Raw genomic sequence first — 22110 nt, forward strand, 5'->3', positions numbered from 1 at the left:
TATCCCCGCCGTGAACGGACGGGGTTTTACGGCGAAACTGATAAATTAAGCAGATTTTTGCAGGCAGGGAGATTGATAAGGGGGAGTGCCGCAAAGATGTGGGGGGTAGCTTCGAGCAGCAAGACCCTGCGTCAAAGGTGCAAATAATAAAATCAGCCGCTTGGTTGGTCGCAACCCTTTGGAATCTAAACACGGGTTTAGCACACGACTACACTCTAGCCGAAGAATTACCCACCCAGTTGATATTGTTTGGTGTTCTGGTTGCAGCTTATTGGTTGTCTGTTTGGTTTAAACATAGCTAATGGCTGGAAATTACCTAAAAACTAACAGGTTGAGCTGGAGGAGCTGGCACAACCTGTTAAACCAAACAAAATTAACGTCTGGGTATGTTGTTCAATTGATCTATTTTTGGGGTAATGATTTTAGGATCAATGACTTTGCCCTTAATCTTGCTTTGATCAAGTGTTGGACAACTTAAGCAGGTCGGGGGAATAGGAAGTTTAAATTTTGGTTTGATAATAGTTTTGCCCTCGATAAGCTCAGGGGGTACACGCTTAGCACTTGCTATACTCATACCTCCTACTAAGGCCATAGCTATCAAACCTATTAAGATGCTTTTCATTTCAGTGCCCTCGCATGGTTTGGTATTATTTCTACCCTTTTTTAAACAGACTACAGTTTTAAAATACGCTCCCTAGGAACGGAAGACGGTGATTTAATAAGTGCTTAAAAGGTGAATAATTCACTGCAACTTATAAATTCACTAAAGATTACCTTATAAATAGCCGTTTAAGAGTGAGCCTACAAAAAGAGCATGACACTCAGAAAACACTAGGCATTTGCTGCTGTGTGTGGTCTTTTGCCAATACAACTAGCAAGAGTGGGAATAAGCGTCGCCATTACTAACTACTTTGTAACATACGGTAGGGGAGGGGGATTATAAAGAATAGATAATTTCTATACTAAAAAAAACGACTAAACACCCAATTAAAATAGAACCTATTGATCGAAGCAGAGCAGGGTATCTACCCTTAGCTTAACTGATTAGATTCGTCATGATTTAAAGCGATAGGTTTTTACGCGATTTTTATAGCTCATAGTCTATTCTTTTAAGCTATGAATTTTATTTTATGAAAGAGGTGAAGGTCATGCGTTTTTTACCTGCTTTAGTCTTTAGTTTGGCATTGAGCAGCTCGGTGTTATGGGCTGATGTTAATCATGAGAAACAAGATTATACCACTGCCTTGAAAATAACTAAGTCGCTAACTGATTCAGGTAGCACGGAGCTTAATCTTGGGCTGATGTATTTCAGGGGAGAGGGGGCGAAAGAGGATAAGAGTGAAGCTGCTAAGTGGTTTACCAAAGCGGCCGAGCAAGGCAATGTTAATGCTCAACTCTACCTCGCACTGATGTATAGAACAGGGATGGGTGTAAAGCGGGATGTGAATGAGGCTATTAATTGGTATATCAAGGTGGCTGAGCAGGGCAATGTTGATGTTCAGCGCTATCTTGGGTGGATGTATGGTTACGGAGAAGAGGTAAGAGAGGATAAGCGAGAGGCAATCAAGTGGTATGCCAAAGCAGCCGAGCAAGGTAATGTTGCGGCTCAATATTACCTTGGATTAATGTATAAAACGGGGGGAGGGGTAAAAGAGGATAAAAATGAGGCGGTCAAATGGCTTACCAAAGCAGCCGAGCAAGGTGATGTTGAGGCTCAACGCCTTCTTGGACAGACATATGATTTTTCTTATGATGAAAAGAATGCATTGGCAAAATATGAAGCAATCAAGTGGTATACCAAAGCAGCGGAACAAGGAGATACTGAAACTCAATTTTACCTTGGATTGATATATGACTTTGGAAAGAATGTGAAGCAAGATAAGCAAGAGGCAATCAAGTGGTATACCAAAGCAGCCGAGCAAGGTAGTAATTCCGCTCAATACAAACTGGGGCAAATGCACGACAAAGGCGAGGGGGTGAAGCAAGATAAGCAAGAGGCAATCAAGTGGTATACCAAAGCAGCGGAGCAAGGCCATGCTGATGCTCAATTCAGTCTTGCTCAGGTGTATGACAAAGGAATAGGTGTAACACAGAATAAGAGAGAGGCTGCTAAGTGGTTTGACCAAGCACAAATCCGTACGGAGGATCAACGTTTAATTAAATTAAAACATGAAATTGATGAGAGCTTAAAGAGCGGTAAGAGTGTGCTTATTATGAGATTGTACACCCAGGCGACTGAGCAAAATGATGCAAGTGCTCAATTCAGTCTTGCTCAGATGTATGATAGAGGATTGGATGTGAAGGAAGATAAAAGTGAGGCTGCTAAGTGGTATACCAAAGCGGCCGAGCAGGGTGAAACGGATGCCCAACTCAATCTTGGGCGGATGTATGAAATGGGTTTGGGGTTGAGGGAGGATAAGGGAGAGGCTGTTAAGTGGTATACCAAAGCGGCTGAACAAGGTAATGATAAAGCACAATTTGCTCTTGGGAAAATGTATGCTTATGGCGAAGGGGTAAAAGAGGATAAGGGAGAGGCTATTAAATGGTTTACCAAAGCAAAAGACTATATGAATGCCCAAATTTTCCTTGGGGTAATGTATGAAATGGGGCAAGGGGTGAAGCTGAATAGGCAAGAGGCTATCAAATGGTTTAGCAAAGCCGCTGAACAAGGCCATCCAGATGCTAAAAAAGCATTAGAGCTACTGAAACAGGCTCACTGATTAGGAATTAAAGCCTGTTGCAAAATTTGTCTCATGAATTGGATAAATACTTGTGTGCGTTCAGATAGGTATTTGCGATGCGGATAAAGGGCATAAACAGGCATCGGTGGAGCGGCAAATTGCGGCAAAATACTCACTAATTGACCACTCGATAAATACTGCTGAGCATCATAAGCGGGCACTTGAATCAAACCCAGCCCTGCCAAGGCACAGGCAATATACGACTCCGTATCGGTTACCGCTATTTGGGTTCTAAGGGTAAATTGGCCTGCCTCACTGCCATGGAGATACTCCCATTGCTCAAGCTGTGGGGTTTGGCTGGTATACCCGACCATATAGTGTTGTGCTAAATCGGTTAAGGTCTTTGGTGTGCCATAGCGCTCTAAATAAGCAGGGCTGGCACAATTCATCATGGCACACTGACCTAAGGGTTGAGCAATTAAACTACTATCTGCCAAAGCCCCAAAGCGAATGACACAATCAATACCTTCTTTAATCAAGTCGCTGATTTGATCAGCCGCTTTGAGTTCGATATAGAGCTTGGGGTGTTCTTGTAATAAGCTGGGTAAGTGAGGCGCTATGAGCTGGGTAACGAGACGGCTGGGCGCTGCAACGCGGAGTTGCCCTGTGAGTGTGGTGGAGGGCTGAAAGAGTTGCTCAAGCTCTTCTAATTGCTGCAAAAGTGCGGTGCTACGCTCTAGTAATTTTTCCCCTTCATGAGTCAGGCGTACGGTACGGGTGGTGCGAAAAAATAGCCTAACCCCTAAGTGGTGTTCTAGTTGTTGAATCAGTGCGGACACACTAGAGCGCGGATATTGCAATAAATCAGCCGCTTTAGTGAAGCTATGTTGTTGTGCGACGGTATTAAATACTTGTAAAGCCTCTATTTTATCCATGTCTTGATCCATTGTTCGTTTATCATGGATAGTTTATCCACTATTCAGGGTATTATCTAATCATTAAAAACAGTTAGACTGTTTGGTCAAATAATGAGTAGGGAGTGGTATGAGATGGCTAACCACAGTTTAAAAGATAAAGTTGTATTGATTGCCGGTGGTGCTAAAAACCTAGGTGGTTTACTAGCGCGTGATCTGGCTGAACACGGTGCTCGTGCGATTGTAGTGCATTACAATAGTGCATCAAGTAAAGCCGATGCAGACAAGACTGTCGCTGCTATTAAAGCCTTAGGCGCGGATGCCATCGCTATACAAGGTGATTTGACTAAGGGCGCGGTGGTTGAGCAAGTATTTGCGGCAGCTAAAGCACAATTTGGTCAGCTTGATATTGCCATTAACACCATAGGCAAAGTGATTAAAAAACCTATGCTGGAAACTAGCGAGGCAGAATTTGATGAAATGGACGCGGTCAATAATAAAAGCGCGTTTTTATTCCTCAAAGAGTCTGGTAAGCAGCTAGCCGATAATGGCAAAGTGGTTACTATTGTAACCTCATTATTAGGTGCCTTTACTCCCTTTTATTCCACCTATGCAGGCAACAAAGCACCCGTTGAACATTATACTCGTGCGGCAGCAAAAGAATTTGGCGCTCGTGGTATATCGGTGACTGCCGTGGGACCGGGTCCCATGGATACCCCATTCTTTTATCCGGCTGAAGGAGCTGAGGCGGTGGCTTATCATAAAACTGCTGCGGCACTATCGGCTTTTAGCCCTACGGGTTTAACCCATATTGAGGATGTAGTGCCTTTCATTCGTCATTTAGTTACTGATGGCTGGTGGATTACCGGACAAACTATTTTGATTAATGGTGGCTATACCACTAAATAAGTAGGTCTATCAAAGTAATCGAGTATTTCCTCCGCAGCCGCTGTGAATACCTCCCTGTATGCTACAAGGAGGCATCCCTGCCGCCAAGACTGCTTAAGAAATACCCGCTTACTTTGACTCAAGTACTGAACATCATAGTGACATTTCAAAGTATTAGGAGAGGACGCCCTTGCGTACTTTAATCATTATCTGCATTGGTTTAGCGCTTGCAGCACTGACCCTCTGGTTCACACCAGCCGCTAAGCGTTTGCTATTTGGTGCTGTGTTTACCGTGGGTTGGTTGCTAGCAACACTTTGGAACCTAAACACAGGTTTATCACACGGTTACACCTTAGCGGAGGAATTACCCATTCATTTGATGCTATTTGGTGTTCCGGTTGCTGCTTATTGGTTATATGTTTGGTTTAAACAGAATAGCTGATGAGCTGATAAAGGTAAGCAGGTATTTCTAACATACAAGGAAGTATCATTCGGTGCACCCACTGCGCTTCCTGAGCCACTGTGAAAAGGCGTTCTTGACGATTTTCACAGTGACTGAGGAGGAAATGCCTGCTTACCTTTGTTTCACCTACCACTCAGCCACAAAAAGAGCATGACACCCGGAAAAAATTAAGCTTATGATGCAAGGCATTCATAGGTTTAAAGAGGGGGTTATATGAATCCATTAGTGCCGCACTCGTGGCGTGAGCGTTGGGCGTGGGCGTTTTATGACTGGGCCAATTCAGTCTTTATTACCACCGTCGTGGTGGCTTTATTTCCTATCTTCTTCCGTAATTATTGGGCAAAAGACTTACCCTCCGAGCAAGTCACCTTTTATCTAGGTAATGCCAACTCTCTAGCGAGCTTAACTATTACCATACTAGCGCCTTTTCTAGGAGCCATAGCGGATCGCAGTGGTAAGAAAAAAGGCTTATTAGCCAGCTTTTTACTCCTTGGGGTAGTCGCTACCTTTGCTTTAGCAACGCTAGGGGAAAACCAATGGCAATTCGCGTTGTTTGCGTTTGCGCTAGGTATGATCGGGTTTCTGGGGGGGAATATTTTTTATGATTCGCTCTTAGTGGATGTGGCGGCGGAGCCAGCCTTTAATCGGGTGTCAGCCTTGGGATATAGCCTAGGGTATTTAGGGGGCGGATTATTTTTAATTCTGAGTATCTTATTGTCGCTACATCCAGAATGGTTTGGTTTGGCGGATAAAGCCACCGGAGTGAAGGTCGCCTTTGCTTTAACCGCTTTATGGTGGGCTATTTTTTCTATCCCCTTATTCCTCTATGTGCGTGAGCATAAAGTGGCTAGTGATAAACTCCCTTTTTTTGCGTTATTAAAATCAGCCGTCGTTGATTTTATCGCCACCTTCCGCGAAATTCGCCAGCATCGCACTGTGGCCTTATTTTTATTAGCCTATTGGTTTTATATAGATGGTGTTGACACCATTGTGGTGATGGCGGTGGATTATGGGCAAAGTTTAGGCTTACCGGCGGATAGTCTGATTACCGCCTTACTCGTGACGCAATTTACGGCTTTCCCTGCCGCCTTATTATTTGGTTGGATCGGGACAAAATATAGTGCTAAAAATGGTATTTTAATCGCTATTGTTGGGTATGCTCTGATTACTATTGGGGCGAGTCAAATGGAAACGGTACGCGGATTTTATGGACTAGCCTTTAGTGTGGGGTTATTCCAAGGGGGAATTCAGGCCTTAAGTCGCTCGTATTTCGCTAGTCTGATTCCTGCCGATGAGGCGGCTAAGTTTTTTGGTTTTTATAATATGCTCGGCAAATTTGCAGCGGTATTAGGCCCTGCTTTAGTCGGTTGGGTGGGATTATGGACAGGTTCCTCACGGATTGGTTTATTAGCCTTATTAATTTTATTCGTGCTGGGGGGACTTATTTTGTGGCGAGTGCCTAAGTCAAACTAAAACCCCATAATAAAAACCTACTGGTATAAACCAGTAGGTTAAGGGGGATTATTAAGAATTTTTTATATTATCTGGGTCAATCAATTTAAGGTCAATCAAAAGGGTCTAGGCCATCATATGATTCGATTCCACCACTAAACTCGCATGATGAGCGGGAAACATATTCGCAATCATATTCGCAGTTTGTCCCATACGCGGTTTTAGACGCGGTTTTTCCTGATGAGCTAATACGGCTAGTGACATACCAGAGAGCAGGGCGTTAAGTTTGTTATTAAGGTCTTGCCATACCTGTTTGGCTAACGCCCGCTCTGTTTCAGTGCCAGTATTTAACCACGCAAACCCATGTTCTGACGGTTCCACCGCACTGACAATATCGGCGAGGTTGATCTTATAAGCCGCACGCTTGAGGTAATAACCGCCACCTGTGCCACGAATACCTTCGACCAAACCAGCTTCACGTAGCCGCGCCATAATCAATTCCATCTGTGGGCGCGATACACCTAAATGAGCTTGTAAGTCTTTGAGACGTAAGGCTTGTGGCTCATCGTGATTAGCTAGTAACACCATGCTCATAATAGCGTTCCAGCTTTGCTCAGATAGTGTCATAACTAATCTCCTTGTGGTTAATGTCTTGTATGGAGTTAACTATAGAGGAGAATGAGTGGTAAAAAAATTCGATTTTTCTATGCTTTCAATTCAAAAAAATTGAATATAAAAGTATGATTTATACTAGATTATAAAAAATAATGGATAGCTATGACTAACTGTAACGTCCAAAGGTATTGCTATCCACTAAACCATTAAATTGAGGTATTTGCTTGTTCTATGAAGCGGGTGAGGCCTGTCACTGCTAATACAGATCAAAACTAAAAGAGTTTTGTAAAACCGAGGCTGGTGAGGGAGGGGAGGTAGGCTAACTGTTTGTGTTATAGCCATACTCCTGATGGAGGATGGCTATATGTAGCATGAGTTAATAGGAGAGCTATTAGGTCGGTGCCCGTTATGTAGTACTGAATAGGCTTTTTATAAAACACAAACTACTTCTGCCAGCTTTTCTTGGTTATCAGGCGATATTTTAGGATCAATAGTAAAACTCCCAGAGGCTAAATACTTGCCACTGGGACACTCTTTTGTAATCAAAGTACCTTCTTCTACTAGATTAGAAATATCATAGTTCCACCTTACCTCAACACCACCCACCATTATTGATGATTTTTATTTAAAAATACAACATAACTAAATTTATAAATCCAATATACTAGACCAAGCAATAATAATACTGCTGAAATAGGATTTTCTATATTAATTCCTATTTTCTTTGCAACATTCTTTTCCTGTAGTAAAAAAAGGTAAGGATAAACTCCTGTAACCATAACCAATACGTTTAAACAATTTAATGACCATGCCCCTAATAATTTTAGTTTACTACTATAACTAGATATTAATCTATGTAATTTATACAAACTATAGCTAATAAAAAATAAACCAATTACCGCTATTATGAATAACATAAACCAGCCTTCATTGTCATTCTATTATAAGCATCACGAATTGCGTCTGAAGAAAATACTACCTCAGAAGAAAAACCGATTCGTGATACTTGTCTTATTGCCATTTCATAATCTCCAGGAAAGCTATTTCTCCCATTAATAGATCTCATATAAGGATAATTATTTAAAGTATTTTGACGTAGAACCGGCCTAGCTAGTCCGCCACCTATATTAACCCCTGCATAGGCCAAATCGCCATACTCTTTTCCAACAACAGTATAAGTCAGCTTTCTGGCTGGTCCATCTTCTGTGGTATATGCTTCATACATATTGCTAGCTCCTAATCCAATAATAGGAGCACCTAATACACAGCCCGCAACAGTAGAACATAAGGCTCCACCTAATCCTGCTTGTGCTGCTCCGCCTACAAAGCCAAGTGTTCGTAACCCATAGCTTATAGTCTTATCCAACAATCCCTTTTCCTCATTAAACAAATGAGTAAGCGCCGCACTCAAAGCTCCATCCTGAAAACTCCCACCTGTAGCCTCTGCTGCTAGCCCGCCAAATACTGTAGCCGTGACCGTGCGTAGGGTGATCGCCATACCACTTGAGCCACCCATGCCGTCCGTTGCTACACCTGAGAGCTTGCCTATAACAGCTCCTACAAAACCCGACTTAAAGCTCCCGCTGCGTAGATTAGAAATGACTCCTTGTGCCACTCCATGCGCCAAACCTTGACTAAACAGGGTTTTGAACACACCACCATGCCCAATAAAGCCAGCCACCCCCGCACTCAACCCACCATAGAAGGCATTTTGTAAGGCTCCTTTCAAGGTTCCCGTCGTGGCATAACCCTGCACAAAAGAGGCTGCCACCGCATTACCAATACCCTTAGCAGCAAATAAGCTATGCCCAAACGCTCCCCCCATCAACGCCATACCCGCTGCCATGCCAATGGCTTGAATCAGCTTATTACTGCTATTCGAGGCGGCAATGGCAATAATGGCACCTATAATGAAATTGAAGAAATACCCACTCGGATCCGTGTATTTGAGGGGATTATTCATCACATACACATAGCGATTATAATTCTGGCTTTGAGTGGGGGCTTGAATAAAGGTATCGGGACTGATAAAGCGCCCTATCTCTGGATCATAGAGCCGTGCATTCATATGCACTAACCCTAAGCCTTCGAGATGTTCGTGTCCGGTAAAGCCTCGACTGGTCCACGCCTTTTTGTCGGGGTCGGTGCCATAAGTGACGGTGCGATTACCAATAACCCGCGTTATACTCCTCACCTAATCAAGCACGGATAGCAAAACACCATGGCAGAAAAAGATATAGTCAGCAAAGAAGTCCTACAACACCTCGCCGCCGATATTGCCAATATTTTACTCCATCTTGATGTGGAGCAGGATTCGGTAGAGTTATTACAAACCGAACAGCAGCGCGTGGAAATGCGCCGTGCGGATATGATCGCTCGCATGCGCCGTCGCCAAACGGGGGAAAAATTTATCCTGCATATCGAAATTCAAAATGCGAATGACCACAGTATGCCCATTCGTATGCTGCGCTACTTGACTGATATTTTGCTACAATATCCCAATGAACCGGTTTATCAATATCTGGTCTATATTGGACAACGCGGTTTAGGCATGCAACATCAATTGCTCTTACCTAATCTGGATTATCGTTACCACGTGCTGGATATGTACACAGTAGATTGCAGTTTATTGCTCGCACAAGATACGCCAGAGGCCTTAGTGCTCGCCATTTTATGCGATTTTAAGCAACGTCCGGTGCAGGAAGTGGTCAATTATATTGTGATGCGTTTGCGCGAATTGACGGGGGATGATGAGAAAGCGTTTCGCAATTATTATGAAATGTTGGAAACACTCGCCGATAATCGTAACCTACAAGCTAATTTAGATGAGGCCAAACATATGTTAACACAAGTTGATATTACACGTTTTTCTACTTATCGCTGGGGCTTTGAGAAGGGCATTGAGCGAGGCATTGAACAAGGTATTGAGCAGGCTCGTGGGGAGCTTCAGCCTTTGTTAGATACCGAAAAACAGCGTCTCTTGCAGGGGGTTAAGCAATTGATTCAGATGAACACGATGAGCCATCAGGCCATTGCGGATTTATTTCAGTTATCGCTCACTGAAGTGGAACAAATAGCAGCTTCTATTACTCCCACTCAGCATTAAGGAGGTAGGGGGATACTTTCTGACCTACCCCGTGTTAATAGTCAGTTAGGGTTTTGAGCGTTTGGGGATACTAGAAAACGGCTAGTATCCCTAAGTTTGTTGAATAAAGAGTTATATGGTTTTTCTGGCAATTTTTTACGCAAACACTTGGCTCTAATGATAATTAATCAAAAATTACCATTCATACAGCACTCATAGCCGTCGCGTTTACAAGTATTTATGTAAATACTAATAATAATTTTATCATTCATATAACTATCAACTAGATAAAAGAAAAATTTTTTACTATATTTTTTATGAGCCTCAATTTTAGTAAAAGTTGATTTTTCTTTAAAAAAATCCCTATTTATCCAATATGAAACTGTTTCTTTGATATGAGATCGATGATTATCAATACAGTCTACATAATCATTTGAATCTACTATTCTTGCAATAGGACTATCATAATAGTTAATAAAAAAGTTGACTCTACTAATTAGCCACCAAGACAGCAGTAAGACAATAATTAATGCAATCATAACCAACGGCCTATAACTCCACCTTAAAAAAATAGCCATTTGTTTACTCCATTAAATTATCAGACAAAGGGTAGTATGTTAGATGTGTTGAGGTTTCAGCTATAGATGAATTTGGTTTTGTAGTTAATACTTTCTCTCTAAAGAAATCATCATACTTGCGGCACTTTTCATTTGAAAGCGGATTATTTAGAATAGGCTCTCGATTTAATACGCTATCAATAGCTGTTCGACCATCTTTATCCTTCCTATAGGGATCAGCCCCTGCCTGTAGCAAAATCTGTGTATGCTCCAAATAACAATAACTAGCACTCATCATTAAGGGCGTAGTACCGTCCTTGGCTGTAGCATTAACATCTGCTCCTTGCTCAACTAAAAACTGGAGAATCTCAGCAGGGGAATTAACCATTGCCTTGGTTAAAATCGTATAATGCCCACTACGTTGGTGAATATCTTGTTTTTTCTCTATGACTAAATACTTGATTACTGGCAAATTAGGGTTACAGGCTAACTCTAGATTTAAATATACTGGGTTATACTTCTCAGAGCCACGAACTGCCTCTAAACTACCGGCTTGTGCTATAGCTTGTTTCACTCCCTCTAAATCTCCAGAGCATACCGCTGCCACTAGTTGTTGAGATGGGCTCGGTATTTGGTTTTCTTGTTTATCCCATAAGCCTAAAGCAATGCTTGCCCATAGGATCAGACCTAAAGCCATCGCAATCAATATATGATTAGGGGATATTTTCACTTATTACTCTCCAAAATCAGTTGAACCAAAAGCTTAATTTGTTATAACTTGGACGATTATGTCTTATAAACCCTACAGAGAATATTAACCATTCTTGCAAGCGCCCTGGTTGAGTTAGGTTGTATTAGAAAGAGGGGATTGTTTTTTATGTTTTGCTGAATAAAGCTTTTTTTGTCAACATTACCTCTGTTTACTAAGATAGAAATCAAAAATAATAGATTCATTGTCGACAATCTGGGGTGGTATCGGTATGATTCGCTCGCCTTACAGGGCATTTTTACCATCACAAACGGTCGGAGGCAGAGTCAATGAGCTCTATTAAGATTACCGAATTATTAGGCGATGGCATTGGCCCAGAATTGGCCAAATCAATACATGCCATTGCGGATGCATTACCCGTAGATATTGAATTTGAACCGATTGACTGGTCAGTAGAGACGCGTGAAAAAAAAGGCCTACTGTCTATTGATGAGGCGGAAGCCTCCATGCGTGCTACAAAGCTGGCCTTAAAGTACCCAACGGAAACCCGTACCCGCAGCCCCAACGCTTTAATTCGTCGCCGCTTAGATTTTAGCGTGATTTATCGCCCCGCTATCTCAATTAAAGGGATTAACTCTAATTTTAAAGAAAACGTTAATCTGCACATTATACGGGTGGCAACCGGCGGGACTTATGATGATCCGGGGCAAAGAATTGGTTTAGATAGTGCGATTTCAGTACGGATGGTGGAAACCCGTCCTTGCATGCACGCGGCTAATTTTGCCTTTGATTTAGCACGTAAAAAAGGCAATATCTACGGTGGGCGCAATTACAGCGTAACCTCATCCTCTAAATACACCATTCAAAAAGTCACCGATGGTCTATTCGAGTCTATCGTTAAGAAAGTGGCCTCAGATTATAGCGATGTAAAGCATAATGTTGAATTATTCGACGCCTTACTCGCTAAAGTAATCATGAAGCCGCAAGATTTTGAGGTCGTCGTGACCCTGAATGAATATGGCGATTTCTTGTCTGACATGGCTTCCGGTTTAGTTGGTAGTTTAGGTACAGGGGCGAGTGGTAACTACTCCTTCACCGATGACTATAAAGTGGATATTGCTATGTTTGACCCTGCCGGTGGCACAGCCCCCGATATTGCAGGCAAAAATGTAGCGAACCCATCCGCCGTACTTTTAGCCTTTGGTATGTTACTCGATCATGTGGATCGTTATGATTTAGGTCATGCCTTACGTCTGGCATTATTAGGCGCGATTGAAGATGGCGAATGTACTCGTGATCTGAAAGGCAAACTCAATACCGATGAATTCACTCAAGTGGTGATTGATCGTATGCAGGATCACCTACCAAAATAAATATTTTTGGCAGGTTTTATTAAGGCAAAGTAGGCAGATTTTTCTGGTTCTACTTTGCCTTATAGTCGCCTCACTTCCTCGTTTATTCAGTGCTTGGTGCCCGCTGCACTATCCTCTACACTGTGCCCACCTTTTCCTATGCAGGGCTTACTCTTTTATGTCTACTGTCCAACGTGCCACCGCGATTGGGGCCATTTCTATTGGTTTATGGGGTTCATTGGCATTATTAACCAGCCTAACCGAGGGGCAGATTCCACCCTTTCAATTATTAGCCATGACCTTCACCATTGCCTTTGGTGTCATGCTGATTCACTGGCGCTATAAGGGTGTGAGTGGATTACAGTATTTAAAGCAACCTTGGCTAGCGTGGGCCTTGGGGATTGGTGGTTTATTTGGTTACCATTTTTTATATTTTGTCGCCTTGGCTCATGCCCCCGTCGCTGAGGCAAATTTGCTGAATTATCTTTGGCCTTTGTTAATTGTGGTCTTTGCCTCGTTCTTACCCAATGAACGTTTACGTGCGACTCAAGTTTTGGGTTCCTGTATAGCCATTGTGGGATGTTGGTTATTAATCGGTGGTGGTGCTGAGGGTTTTAAGGCCAATTATTTAATGGGCTATTTAGCCGCGATTGGTGCTGCTATTATTTGGGCAACCTATTCCGTAGCTAGCCGTTTAGTAAAACAGGTGCCAACGGATGCTGTCGGCTGGTTTTGCGGGGTGACGGCCTTACTCGGTTGGCTGTGTCATTTCTTATGGGAACCTACGGTCTGGCCTCAGAGTGGGGTGCAATGGCTGAGTGTCTTAGGAGCAGGGTTAGGGCCCGTGGGTATAGCATTTTTTACTTGGGATTATGGGGTAAAGCATGGCAATCTACCCTTATTAGGGGTGCTATCTTATTTTATCCCTTTAATTTCAACCTTATTGCTGATTGTGTTTGGACAGGCTACGTTTACTTGGCAGGTAGGGGTTGCGTGTGGAGCGATTATCTTAGGCGCTTGGGTCGCGAGTTATAAAAAACGCGCGATTGCTTGATTGATAAAGTAAGGTGTAAACGTAATCGGGTCTTTCTTCCGCAGCCGCTGTGAATACATCCATGTACGCTACAAGGCGGCATCCTTGCCGCCAAGACTGCTACAGAAAGACCCGATTACGTTTACTTAGCTACTTACCTTATAATTTTCTCTCAAAACCGTCTCTCTGTTTAGAGCCGTTAAATTAGACGGTATTTTTGTCATAACACTAAAACTATTGCACAGAAACTGATTATTACTTATGAAGTCTCCAGTATTGAAGTCGACCTTAATGCATCGCTTAGGTGTATTACCACTAATCATTTCCTTAGCGGTATCGAATTATCCCGCTTTAGCGGCGGAGAATGATCCTGCCATTAATATTCAAGGGGGGGATATTCGTGCTTTAGTGGAGTTAGTGTCTAAACGTACGGGGCGTAACTTTGTGATTGATCCCTCAGTTCGGGCAGAGGTCACTTTTATTTCGGGGCGTGGCATTACCGATTCCGAACTCTATGATGCTTTTATTTCGATTTTACAAGTGCATAACTTATCGGCTGTTGATACTGGCAATATTACTAAAATCGTTCCTATCAATCGCTCGGTACAAAATGTGGCTCCCATTATAGGCGGGAGTGCTAATTCTAAAACCAATCAAACCGCCCATTCACGCAAGTCAAGTGCTCCAGATCCTGCACCCAATACTACTCCAGCTCCCCCTTCGATGGCAGGGCCTAATCTGGATTTTGGTGCCTATCCAGAGGCTACGCCATCGATTGTGCCGGAGCAAAGTCGCTTACAAGGCGAAACCCCTCCTGTTGAGATTGATGCGAATTTACCCCCCGGATTAATCCAGCCCACAACTCCCGCGAATATTATTCCGCCCGTGCCAGAGGAGAATGGTTTACCCCGTTTGGCACCTGATGAAGTGGTGACACAAGTGTTGCGCTTGCAATATGTACCGGCTATTACTGCCAATGCCACGTTGGTGCCTTTAGCAGGGCAAGGTGATACCCGTGTACAAATGAATCAAACTAGTAATTCACTCATTGTCACCGGACGCGCTCAAAACGTGGCACGGGTGATTGAGTTAGCCAAAAGTATTGATCGCCCGAATAATGATGGCTTTGATTTAATTAATCTAAAATATGCGGTCGCTACCCAAATTGCACAAACCTTACAGCAGTTAATTGGTGCTGGTGGGGTGCAGTTACCTGATGGTGGGGTATTACCAGGGGGAAGCGCCATACGTATCTCTGCCGATGAGCGTACTAATAGTGTATTGATTTCGGGGGATAAAGCTGCTCGTGAGCGTTTACGGGCTGCCATTGAGCGCTTGGATGTTCCGCGCAAAGAAATTGGCGGCACTCAGATTATCCCCTTACGCTATGCCAATGCCGAAGAAATGGCGCAAACCCTACAAGGGATTTCTCAAGGGGTACAACAGCAAAAAGCGGGTGTGGCTGAAGGGTCAGCGGGGGCGCTAGCAGGCGCGGGGAATCAAGTACTGATTATTCCCGACCGGAATACCAACTCATTAGTGGTGACTGCTCCGGTCTATCTCTATCCTAATATTCGTAGTGTGATTGCCCAGCTCGATGTCAAACAAAAGCCCAAAGGTGGCACTCGTGTTATCCCGTTAAGATTTGCCAGTGCCGAAGAGATGGCACAAACCCTACAAAGTATTACCAAGGGCGCACAACAAAATGCGGTTGGTACAGTGGAGGGTGCCGCTGCTAAACAAATGGCGGATCAAGGCGAGTCGATTATTATTGTGCCGGATCGCAATACCAACTCTCTCCTAGTTACCGCGCCAGAATATTTATTCCCCAATATCTATGGTGTGATTAATAAGCTCGATGTCAAACAAAAGCCTAAAGGTGGCACGCGGGTGATCACCTTAAGGTTTGCTAATGCCGAAGAGATGGCGCAAACCCTGCAAGGTATTACCAAAGGGGTGCAGCAAAATGTAGCCGGAACGGTAGAAGGTGCCGCCGCTAAACAAATTGCCGATCAAGGCGATGCTATTTCCATTATTCCTGATCGTAATACCAACTCTCTTGTCGTCACCGCGCCTGAATATCTATTCCCGAATCTCTATGGCGTGATTAATAAGCTCGATGTGAAGCAAAAGCCTAAAGGTGGCACGATTGTGATTCCTTTAAAATATGCTAAAGCAGAGGATCTAGAGAAAGTATTACAAGGTATGTCCTCTCCCTTACAACAGCAAATCAAAGGTGCTGCTGAGGCGGCTCAAGGGGGGGGAGCGACCACTAGTAGTTCAAGTGGGGATAGCTCGATTAGTGTGATTGCCGATAAGTCGACTAACTCACTGGTTATTACCGCCCCAGAATTTATGCAGCCTAATTTGCGTAAGGTGGTTGCTCAGCTTGATGTGCGCCGTGGACAAGTGTTGATTGAGGCGATTATTGCCGAGGTTTCTACGGATCTGGCGCATCGTTTGGGTGTTAGTCTCGCGGCCCGTCCTGAAAATGCGAATACCGGCGGGGCGGTGGGGATCAGTAACTTTGGTAATGGTATAGGGCAAGCCTTTGCTTTGTCGGGTTCGAGTACCGCTGCGAGTGCTCTAAGTTCTGGTTTATTGTTTGGTTTGGGTAAGGTCATTGGTGGTAGTCAATTTGGTCTGATTGCGAGCGCCTTAAAGGGTGATGCAGCAACTAATATCTTATCAACGCCTACCCTAGTAACCCTTGATAATGAAGAGGCTAAGATTGTCGTAGGACAGGAAGTCCCCTTTATTACGGGTAGCTATGCTAGTACCACCAGCGGCTCTACCAATCCCTTTACTACCATTGAGCGGCGCGATGTGGGCTTAAGCCTAATTGTGACCCCGCGCATCAATCGAGGTAAAACGGTTAATCTTAAAATTGATCAAGAGATTTCCAATGTAGCCTCCACTAGTGTGAGCGCCTCTGATGTGATTACCAATAAGCGTAAGATTACTACTAATGTCATGGTTGAGGATGGGCAAGTCTTAGTATTAGGGGGATTGATTGAGGATTCCTTCCGCGACTCTAAGGAAAAAGTCCCGGTATTAGGGGATATACCCTTGATCGGGGGCGCATTTAGGGGAACTAACACCTCCAAAACCAAGCAAAATCTAATGGTCTTTATTCATCCCATGATTATTCCTGATGCGAATGCGGCGGATGCTTATACGCGTGCTAAGTATGAAACCATGCAACGCCAGCAAGTGAATAGTCAGGTGCTACAACGCGGACGCCCCGATCAACGCGCAGCGCAATTACGTCCGCTACAGAAAAATAATACGTCGGTGGATAATTTGCATTACACCCCTCAGCCCCAAAGACCTCCCGCGCGAGTGATCAGACGACGTGTTGTACAACCGGTGGAAGACTATAAGCCTACACCTTCCTATGCACCACAGGCCAAGTCGGGATTGAAGTGATGAGCGTTATGCTTGAACCGGAATTGATCGAAACAGTAGAGATTTTAGAGATTCCCTATGCGTTTGCTAAGCGGCATGGGGTGTTGTGGCGTGAGGCGGCAGTCCCTACTTTAGTATGTCGTGAACCCACAACTATGACTGTATTAGCCGAGGTACAGCGTCACTATAGCGGTGCGTTTGAGATTGAAGCGGTGGATAGCGAAACCTTTAATCGCCTCTTGGCTCAGTCCTATGATCGTAGTCAAGTTGGTTCGGAGGTGATGCAGGATATTGGTGATACGCTGGATTTAAACGATATCGCAGGAGCCTTACCCGAACCGGAGGATTTATTAGAGTCTGAGGATGATGCGCCCATTATTCGTCTCATCAATGCCTTACTGGCTCAAGCGGTGAAGGAGGGTGCTTCCGATATTCATATCGAAGCCTTTGAAACCCGTATGAAGGTCAGAATGCGCATTGATGGCGTATTGCGTGAAATACTCGAACCTCCGCGTAAGTTAGCACCTTTGATTATTTCGCGAATTAAAGTCATGGCGCGGCTCGATATTGCGGAAAAACGGGTGCCACAAGATGGACGTATTTCCCTACGTCTAGCGGGGCGAGCCGTGGATGTGCGGGTATCAACGTTGCCTTCTGGTCACAGCGAGCGGGTGGTATTGCGGCTCTTAGATAAGCAAGCCGGGCGTTTGAACCTAACTAAGCTTGGTATGGAGCCGGTAGCACATAAACGTCTACAACAATTGATTCAAAAGCCACATGGCATTGTGCTAGTGACAGGGCCTACGGGTTCTGGGAAAACCACCACCCTCTATGCTGGACTCACTGAACTCAATAATAGCGAGCGCAATATTCTAACCGTGGAAGACCCGATTGAATATTTTATCGATGGCATTGGGCAAACGCAGGTCAATACTAAAGTTGATATGACCTTTGCACGCGGCCTACGGGCGATTTTGCGTCAAGATCCCGATGTGGTGATGGTAGGGGAGATTCGCGATTTAGAAACGGCTGAAATTGCCATTCAAGCGAGTTTAACCGGGCATTTAGTCTTTAGTACTTTGCATACCAATACGGCTATTGGAGCGGTAACACGGTTACAGGATATGGGGGTGGAGCCTTATCTATTATCTTCTAGTTTATTGGGCGTCCTCGCTCAGCGTTTAGTGCGTATGTTATGTTCGGAGTGTCGCGCCCCTCATCAAGCCACACCTGCTGAATTAGAAGCGATGGGTTTGCCATTAGGTGAAACCATTACCCTCTATCGACCTGTAGGCTGTGTAGTTTGTAATCATAGTGGTTATACCGGACGTACAGGGGTATATGAGCTAATCGTCTTAGATGAAAACTTGCGCCAATTAATTCATAACCGTGCGAGTGAAATTGAAATGGAGCGTTATGCGCGTCAAACCATGCCCAGCATTCGTGAGGATGGGGTGAGGTTGGTGCTAGAGGGGCGCACCACTTTAGAGGAAGTATTGCGCGTCACGCATGAGGGGAATGAATAATGCCAGCCTTTGAGTATCGTGCCTTAAATAGTAAAGGCAAAGAAGAGCGGGGCATTATAGAGGGGGATACCTCCCGTCAGGTGCGCCAAGCCCTACGTAACCGCGAGCTAACTCCGCTGGAAGTCCAAGCGGTGATTAAAAAACACAAAGAAACCGCCACTGGGGTGATGTCGCGCCCCTTATTTGGAGGCGGTTTAAGCCCCACCGATTTAGCCTTAGTCACGCGCCAATTGGCAACGCTAATAGGCTCAGGTTCTCCGATTGAGGAGGCATTGAATTCGATTGTACGCCAGTCCGAAAATGGCTCGATGCGACGTATTATTTCCGCCGTCCGCTCTAAAGTATTAGAAGGACATACGCTTGCCAATGCTTTAGGACAATTTCCGCATGCGTTTCCTGCTCTATATCGAGCAACTGTAGGCGCGGGGGAAAAGTCAGGGCATTTAGAGCAGGTATTAGAGCGTTTAGCCGATTACACCGAAAACCGTCAACTCAGTCAGCAAAAAGTATCGAGTGCATTAGCCTATCCGATTTTATTAAGTGTAGTATCGATTGGTATTGTCATCGCGCTATTAAAGTTTGTGGTGCCCAATGTAATTAAAGTATTTGATACATTTAATCATGAATTACCCTTATTAACTCGCTTACTGATTAAAAGCAGCCAATTTTTAGAAAACTATGGTACGGCCTTATTAATCGGAATCGTAGGGATTGCATTCTTAATCCTCTTATTGCTCAAGCAAGAAAGTTGGAAAATGCGTTTTCAACGTTGGCAGTTAAAAATACCTGTAATAGGGCGTTTAGTGCGGAGTACTAATAGCGAACGATTTGCGCGTACTTTAAGTATTTTAGCATCTAGTGGGGTGCCGATTATTGATGCTATGCATATTGCAGCGGAAGTCGTGAGTAATTTACCCATGCGCCAAGCCATATTAGAAGCGGCAGCACGGGTGCGTGAGGGTACATCCATTTATAAGGCTTTGGAAAAATCGACATTATTTCCCCCTATGATGATTTATCTGATTGCTAGTGGTGAGGGTAGTGGACGTTTAGAGCAAATGTTAGAGCGGGCGGCGACTCAGCAAGAGCGCGAAATTCAAGCGCGTTTAGCCACCTTTGTGGGGTTATTAGAGCCAGCCTTAATTTTACTCATGGGTGGGATTGTAACGCTCATTGTATTAGCGATTATGTTACCTATTTTGAATATGCCACAGTTGGTGCGTTAACTATTTCGAGAGACAGTGTCTCCCGTATTGAGCTGGTCGCATTACAATAGCCTATTGCACATTAGTAAACCTAAGGCGCGGGCTTGGTATGCTCAAGAGGCGATGGCTCAAAGCTGGAGTGTGAATAAGATTCGCAAAAAAATTGCTGACACAAAGCCAAACATGTAAATCATCTGAGTGCTAAAGGTCGTTAGCTGCTCCTCCGTTGTTAACGACCTTCTAGTTCTTTTAAGTTATTCTTAGCCTTTTTTAAATAGTCTTTATGTAAACTCTTATAGTGACTACCCTGTAGTTCTGCTTTGTCAATAATAGCGTTGAGCAACTCAACTGCTTTTATAGTATTACCTTGTTTTTGCTGCATTTGGGCATAGTAATAGTCTGCATCTGGTCCTGCAAAGTACTTATGCAAGGCTTCATACTCTTCATTCGCTCCAGCATAGTCCTCTAAAGCATCGAGGGTGCGAGCATAAAGCAAATGTGCATCTGGATTTTTAAAGTCAGGATTATGCTGAATCAGTTCATCTAGTAGCTTTTTAGTCGTGGCAAAGTTTCCTAGCGCAAACTCAGTTTTAGCTAAGCCATGCATAATATCAGGGGCATGCGCATAGATTCCGGTGAGGCTTTTTGCATATAACTCTTTAGCCTCCGCATAGGCTTGTTTTTGATACAGCTCATTAGCCAGTTTTAAGGTGTTTTCTATAGAATCAGATAGTTTAAACTGATGTATAGCCGCTTTAACCTCTTTATTGGGATTAATTTTTTGCTCTAAAGCTCGCCGCGCTTGTCGACCAGAACGGGTATTTAATAATTCTGGCAATACCTCTACGATCAAATAAGCAATGGAGCCTGCCAACGGTAATAAGACTACAATCCATACCCAAGTAGTATTACGCCCTGTTTTAACGATATGAATAACCAAGGATATTTGAATAATTATCGATAAAATGAAAATAGGCATACTAGCTCCTTAACTAATGATGTAGGAGCAGTATACCAAATAAGTATTTAGTTTTAATTAAAAGCTTAACTAATGTGGCTATAAAATATATTGGTTTGATCTGGGTCTGACAAACCTAGCATTAAATCATGCACTAGCCGCCCATAAACCTTCCCAGTCTTGATCGGCTTCCTCATCGCGTCCGATAGTATTGGCTAGTATGGCTCGATCAATATACCCAATTCGTTCACCCTTATTATTCACCACCCAAATCGCGCTAGGATTTTGTAGAATGGTCTTATTCAATAGATATTCGACCGAGCGACTACCTTTGACAGTCATGGGGCGTGAGTCATCGATATCTGTAGGTAAAGCGTTCATGCCCTGCATAATGGTCTTTACCTTCAGCACACGGGTACGGTTGACATCAGCTACAAAGCGCCGCACATAAGCATCGACTGGATTCAGCAAAATATCTTGTGCATTACCTTGTTGTATCAAGGCACCATCGCGCAAAATAGCAATACTATCCCCAATACGCAGTGCTTCATCCAGATCATGGGTAATAAAGATAATAGTTTTATTGAGTTCTTGTTGTAGGCTCAATAGCATATCTTGCATATCGGTACGAATTAAGGGGTCTAGAGCACTAAAGGCCTCATCCATTAATAAAATATCAGCATCGGTGGCTAGCGCTCGCGCTAAACCTACTCGCTGTTGCATACCACCGGAAAGTTGACGGGGATAATGTTGCTCCATGCCCTTTAAACCCACCCGCTCTAACCAGTAAGTACAGCGCTCTTGCAAGTCAGCTTCCTTAAGGGAGGAACCGCGCAGCTTTAAACCATACTGTACATTTTCTGCAATGGTTAAGTGAGGCATTAAGGCAAATTTCTGAAATACCATGGCAATTTTATGTAAACGCATCTCACGTAATTGCCGCTGGTTAAAGGTGAGAATATCCTCTCCATCTAATAAAATCTTACCAGCGGTCGGCTCTAAGAGACGGTTAAAATGGCGGATTAAGGTGGATTTGCCCGAGCCAGATAGCCCCATAATGACTTCAATCGAGCGCGGTTGAATCGATAAATTAATATCTTGCAACCCTAGTACATGGTGCTTTTGATCCAGTAATTCTTGTTTATTCATCCCCTCTTTAACCCATTGCAAGGCTTGCTGAGGATGTTTACCAAATATTTTATACAAACCCTCAACCACTAATTTAGGGGGGGTATCTGTTATGTTTGACATAATAAAACCTTAC

At 43.8% G+C, this 22110-nt stretch carries 20 protein-coding genes; 11 read left to right on the plus strand and 9 right to left on the minus strand.

The genetic code is table 11. The features are described 5' to 3' along the window. Window positions 1–373: 373 nt before the first annotated feature. On the minus strand, window positions 374–574 hold the full coding sequence (locus tag A3IK_RS0104245; protein ID WP_211209407.1) for a hypothetical protein: 201 nt from the start codon (window positions 572–574) through the stop codon (window positions 374–376). Between the two features lie 574 nt (window positions 575–1148). Here A3IK_RS0104245 and A3IK_RS20125 point away from each other — a divergent pair. Further along, on the plus strand, window positions 1149–2720 hold the full coding sequence (locus tag A3IK_RS20125) for an SEL1-like repeat protein (RefSeq protein ID WP_162596612.1): 1572 nt from the start codon (window positions 1149–1151) through the stop codon (window positions 2718–2720). On the opposite strand, the gene A3IK_RS0104255 is transcribed toward A3IK_RS20125, so the two are convergent. Continuing rightward, window positions 2714–3616 carry a LysR family transcriptional regulator gene (locus tag A3IK_RS0104255; protein WP_020558738.1) on the minus strand — a complete coding sequence of 301 codons (903 nt, stop codon included), beginning with the start codon at window positions 3614–3616 and terminating at the stop codon, window positions 2714–2716. The two genes, A3IK_RS20125 and A3IK_RS0104255, sit on opposite strands and share 7 nt — an antisense overlap. 114 nt (window positions 3617–3730) lie before the next feature. Between A3IK_RS0104255 and A3IK_RS0104260 the strand changes: the two genes are divergently transcribed. The 3 genes from A3IK_RS0104260 (at window position 3731) to A3IK_RS0104270 (ending at window position 6419) form a co-directional block, all read left to right on the plus strand. Continuing rightward, complete coding sequence (locus tag A3IK_RS0104260; protein WP_020558739.1) at window positions 3731–4504, plus strand: SDR family oxidoreductase; 774 nt, start codon at window positions 3731–3733, stop codon at window positions 4502–4504. 169 nt (window positions 4505–4673) lie between these two features. After that, window positions 4674–4925, plus strand: coding sequence for a hypothetical protein (locus tag A3IK_RS0104265; protein ID WP_020558740.1), 252 nt, complete (start codon window positions 4674–4676; stop codon window positions 4923–4925). A 234-nt stretch (window positions 4926–5159) separates the two neighbouring features. Then, window positions 5160–6419 carry an MFS transporter gene (locus A3IK_RS0104270; RefSeq protein ID WP_020558741.1) on the plus strand — a complete coding sequence of 420 codons (1260 nt, stop codon included), beginning with the start codon at window positions 5160–5162 and terminating at the stop codon, window positions 6417–6419. Between the two features lie 105 nt (window positions 6420–6524). On the opposite strand, the gene A3IK_RS0104275 is transcribed toward A3IK_RS0104270, so the two are convergent. The 3 genes from A3IK_RS0104275 to A3IK_RS0104290 form a co-directional block, all read right to left on the minus strand. Then, the gene (locus A3IK_RS0104275) at window positions 6525–7025 is read right to left on the minus strand and encodes an RrF2 family transcriptional regulator (protein ID WP_020558742.1); all 501 of its coding nucleotides are present in this window, start codon (window positions 7023–7025) and stop codon (window positions 6525–6527) included. Window positions 7026–7621: 596 nt separating this feature from the next. After that, window positions 7622–7930 (minus strand): hypothetical protein, encoded by a 309-nt coding sequence (locus tag A3IK_RS0104285; RefSeq protein WP_020558744.1) that lies wholly within the window; start codon window positions 7928–7930, stop codon window positions 7622–7624. Further along, window positions 7918–9207, minus strand: coding sequence for an RHS repeat-associated core domain-containing protein (locus tag A3IK_RS0104290; RefSeq protein WP_083915660.1), 1290 nt, complete (start codon window positions 9205–9207; stop codon window positions 7918–7920). Before A3IK_RS0104290 ends, A3IK_RS0104285 begins: the two co-directional genes overlap by 13 nt. Before the next feature lie 27 nt (window positions 9208–9234). Here A3IK_RS0104290 and A3IK_RS0104295 point away from each other — a divergent pair, with 27 nt between their 5' ends. Then, entirely contained in the window at window positions 9235–10119 is an 885-nt protein-coding gene (locus A3IK_RS0104295; RefSeq protein WP_020558746.1) for an RpnC/YadD family protein, read from the plus strand. A 167-nt stretch (window positions 10120–10286) separates the two neighbouring features. Here the strand turns inward: A3IK_RS0104295 and A3IK_RS0104300 are convergent, their stop codons facing one another. Both A3IK_RS0104300 and A3IK_RS20130 read right to left on the minus strand, forming a co-directional pair. Next, window positions 10287–10676: a hypothetical protein gene (locus A3IK_RS0104300; protein ID WP_020558747.1), complete on the minus strand. Its 390-nt coding sequence runs from the start codon at window positions 10674–10676 to the stop codon at window positions 10287–10289. A gap of 4 nt (window positions 10677–10680) precedes the next feature. Then, on the minus strand, window positions 10681–11385 hold the full coding sequence (locus tag A3IK_RS20130; protein ID WP_020558748.1) for an ankyrin repeat domain-containing protein: 705 nt from the start codon (window positions 11383–11385) through the stop codon (window positions 10681–10683). Window positions 11386–11693: 308 nt separating this feature from the next. On the opposite strand from A3IK_RS20130, the gene A3IK_RS0104310 reads away from it, so the two are divergent. The 6 genes from A3IK_RS0104310 to A3IK_RS20660 all read left to right on the plus strand — a co-directional run bounded on the left by A3IK_RS0104310 (window position 11694) and on the right by A3IK_RS20660 (window position 20077). Next, window positions 11694–12737 carry an isocitrate/isopropylmalate family dehydrogenase gene (locus A3IK_RS0104310; protein ID WP_020558749.1) on the plus strand — a complete coding sequence of 348 codons (1044 nt, stop codon included), beginning with the start codon at window positions 11694–11696 and terminating at the stop codon, window positions 12735–12737. A 157-nt stretch (window positions 12738–12894) separates the two neighbouring features. Continuing rightward, a complete protein-coding gene (gene yddG / locus A3IK_RS0104315; RefSeq protein ID WP_020558750.1) occupies window positions 12895–13770 on the plus strand; it encodes an aromatic amino acid exporter YddG in 876 nt (291 codons plus the stop codon). Between the two features lie 240 nt (window positions 13771–14010). Continuing rightward, window positions 14011–17178 (plus strand): type II secretion system secretin GspD, encoded by a 3168-nt coding sequence (gene gspD, locus A3IK_RS20135; protein ID WP_083915661.1) that lies wholly within the window; start codon window positions 14011–14013, stop codon window positions 17176–17178. Continuing rightward, entirely contained in the window at window positions 17178–18683 is a 1506-nt protein-coding gene (gspE, locus tag A3IK_RS0104325; protein WP_020558752.1) for a type II secretion system ATPase GspE, read from the plus strand. The genes gspD and gspE overlap by 1 nt, the downstream gene beginning before the upstream one ends. Then, window positions 18683–19909: a type II secretion system inner membrane protein GspF gene (gene gspF, locus A3IK_RS0104330; RefSeq protein ID WP_020558753.1), complete on the plus strand. Its 1227-nt coding sequence runs from the start codon at window positions 18683–18685 to the stop codon at window positions 19907–19909. The genes gspE and gspF overlap by 1 nt, the downstream gene beginning before the upstream one ends. Window positions 19910–19924: 15 nt before the next feature. Next, a complete protein-coding gene (locus A3IK_RS20660; RefSeq protein ID WP_083915662.1) occupies window positions 19925–20077 on the plus strand; it encodes a DUF1016 N-terminal domain-containing protein in 153 nt (50 codons plus the stop codon). 40 nt (window positions 20078–20117) lie between these two features. On the opposite strand, the gene A3IK_RS0104335 is transcribed toward A3IK_RS20660, so the two are convergent. Together A3IK_RS0104335 and A3IK_RS0104340 are read right to left on the minus strand one after the other, a co-directional pair. Next, on the minus strand, window positions 20118–20867 hold the full coding sequence (locus A3IK_RS0104335) for a tetratricopeptide repeat protein (protein WP_020558754.1): 750 nt from the start codon (window positions 20865–20867) through the stop codon (window positions 20118–20120). Between the two features lie 126 nt (window positions 20868–20993). Further along, window positions 20994–22097, minus strand: a complete 1104-nt coding sequence (locus tag A3IK_RS0104340) for a quaternary amine ABC transporter ATP-binding protein (RefSeq protein WP_020558755.1) — start codon at window positions 22095–22097, stop codon at window positions 20994–20996. Window positions 22098–22110 lie beyond the last annotated feature (13 nt).

The sequence above is a fragment of the Thiofilum flexile DSM 14609 genome, assembly GCF_000380185.1.
Classification (GTDB): Bacteria; Pseudomonadota; Gammaproteobacteria; order Thiotrichales; family Thiotrichaceae; genus Thiofilum; species Thiofilum flexile.

What these genes read in the sequence shown, in the direction of transcription:
- gspF (WP_020558753.1), top strand. Translation starts at nt 18,683, where the DNA reads ATGCCAGCCTTTGAGTATCGTGCCTTAAATAGTAAAGGCAAAGAAGAG.
- A3IK_RS0104255 (WP_020558738.1), bottom strand. Translation starts at nt 3,616, where the DNA reads ATGGATAAAATAGAGGCTTTACAAGTATTTAATACCGTCGCACAACAA.
- yddG (WP_020558750.1), top strand. Translation starts at nt 12,895, where the DNA reads ATGTCTACTGTCCAACGTGCCACCGCGATTGGGGCCATTTCTATTGGT.
- A3IK_RS0104295 (WP_020558746.1), top strand. Translation starts at nt 9,235, where the DNA reads ATGGCAGAAAAAGATATAGTCAGCAAAGAAGTCCTACAACACCTCGCC.
- A3IK_RS0104260 (WP_020558739.1), top strand. Translation starts at nt 3,731, where the DNA reads ATGGCTAACCACAGTTTAAAAGATAAAGTTGTATTGATTGCCGGTGGT.
- A3IK_RS0104340 (WP_020558755.1), bottom strand. Translation starts at nt 22,097, where the DNA reads ATGTCAAACATAACAGATACCCCCCCTAAATTAGTGGTTGAGGGTTTG.
- A3IK_RS0104270 (WP_020558741.1), top strand. Translation starts at nt 5,160, where the DNA reads ATGAATCCATTAGTGCCGCACTCGTGGCGTGAGCGTTGGGCGTGGGCG.
- A3IK_RS0104310 (WP_020558749.1), top strand. Translation starts at nt 11,694, where the DNA reads ATGAGCTCTATTAAGATTACCGAATTATTAGGCGATGGCATTGGCCCA.
- A3IK_RS0104285 (WP_020558744.1), bottom strand. Translation starts at nt 7,930, where the DNA reads ATGTTATTCATAATAGCGGTAATTGGTTTATTTTTTATTAGCTATAGT.
- A3IK_RS0104275 (WP_020558742.1), bottom strand. Translation starts at nt 7,025, where the DNA reads ATGACACTATCTGAGCAAAGCTGGAACGCTATTATGAGCATGGTGTTA.
- gspE (WP_020558752.1), top strand. Translation starts at nt 17,178, where the DNA reads ATGAGCGTTATGCTTGAACCGGAATTGATCGAAACAGTAGAGATTTTA.
- A3IK_RS20125 (WP_162596612.1), top strand. Translation starts at nt 1,149, where the DNA reads ATGCGTTTTTTACCTGCTTTAGTCTTTAGTTTGGCATTGAGCAGCTCG.
- A3IK_RS0104245 (WP_211209407.1), bottom strand. Translation starts at nt 574, where the DNA reads ATGAGTATAGCAAGTGCTAAGCGTGTACCCCCTGAGCTTATCGAGGGC.
- gspD (WP_083915661.1), top strand. Translation starts at nt 14,011, where the DNA reads ATGAAGTCTCCAGTATTGAAGTCGACCTTAATGCATCGCTTAGGTGTA.
- A3IK_RS0104300 (WP_020558747.1), bottom strand. Translation starts at nt 10,676, where the DNA reads ATGGCTATTTTTTTAAGGTGGAGTTATAGGCCGTTGGTTATGATTGCA.
- A3IK_RS0104335 (WP_020558754.1), bottom strand. Translation starts at nt 20,867, where the DNA reads ATGCCTATTTTCATTTTATCGATAATTATTCAAATATCCTTGGTTATT.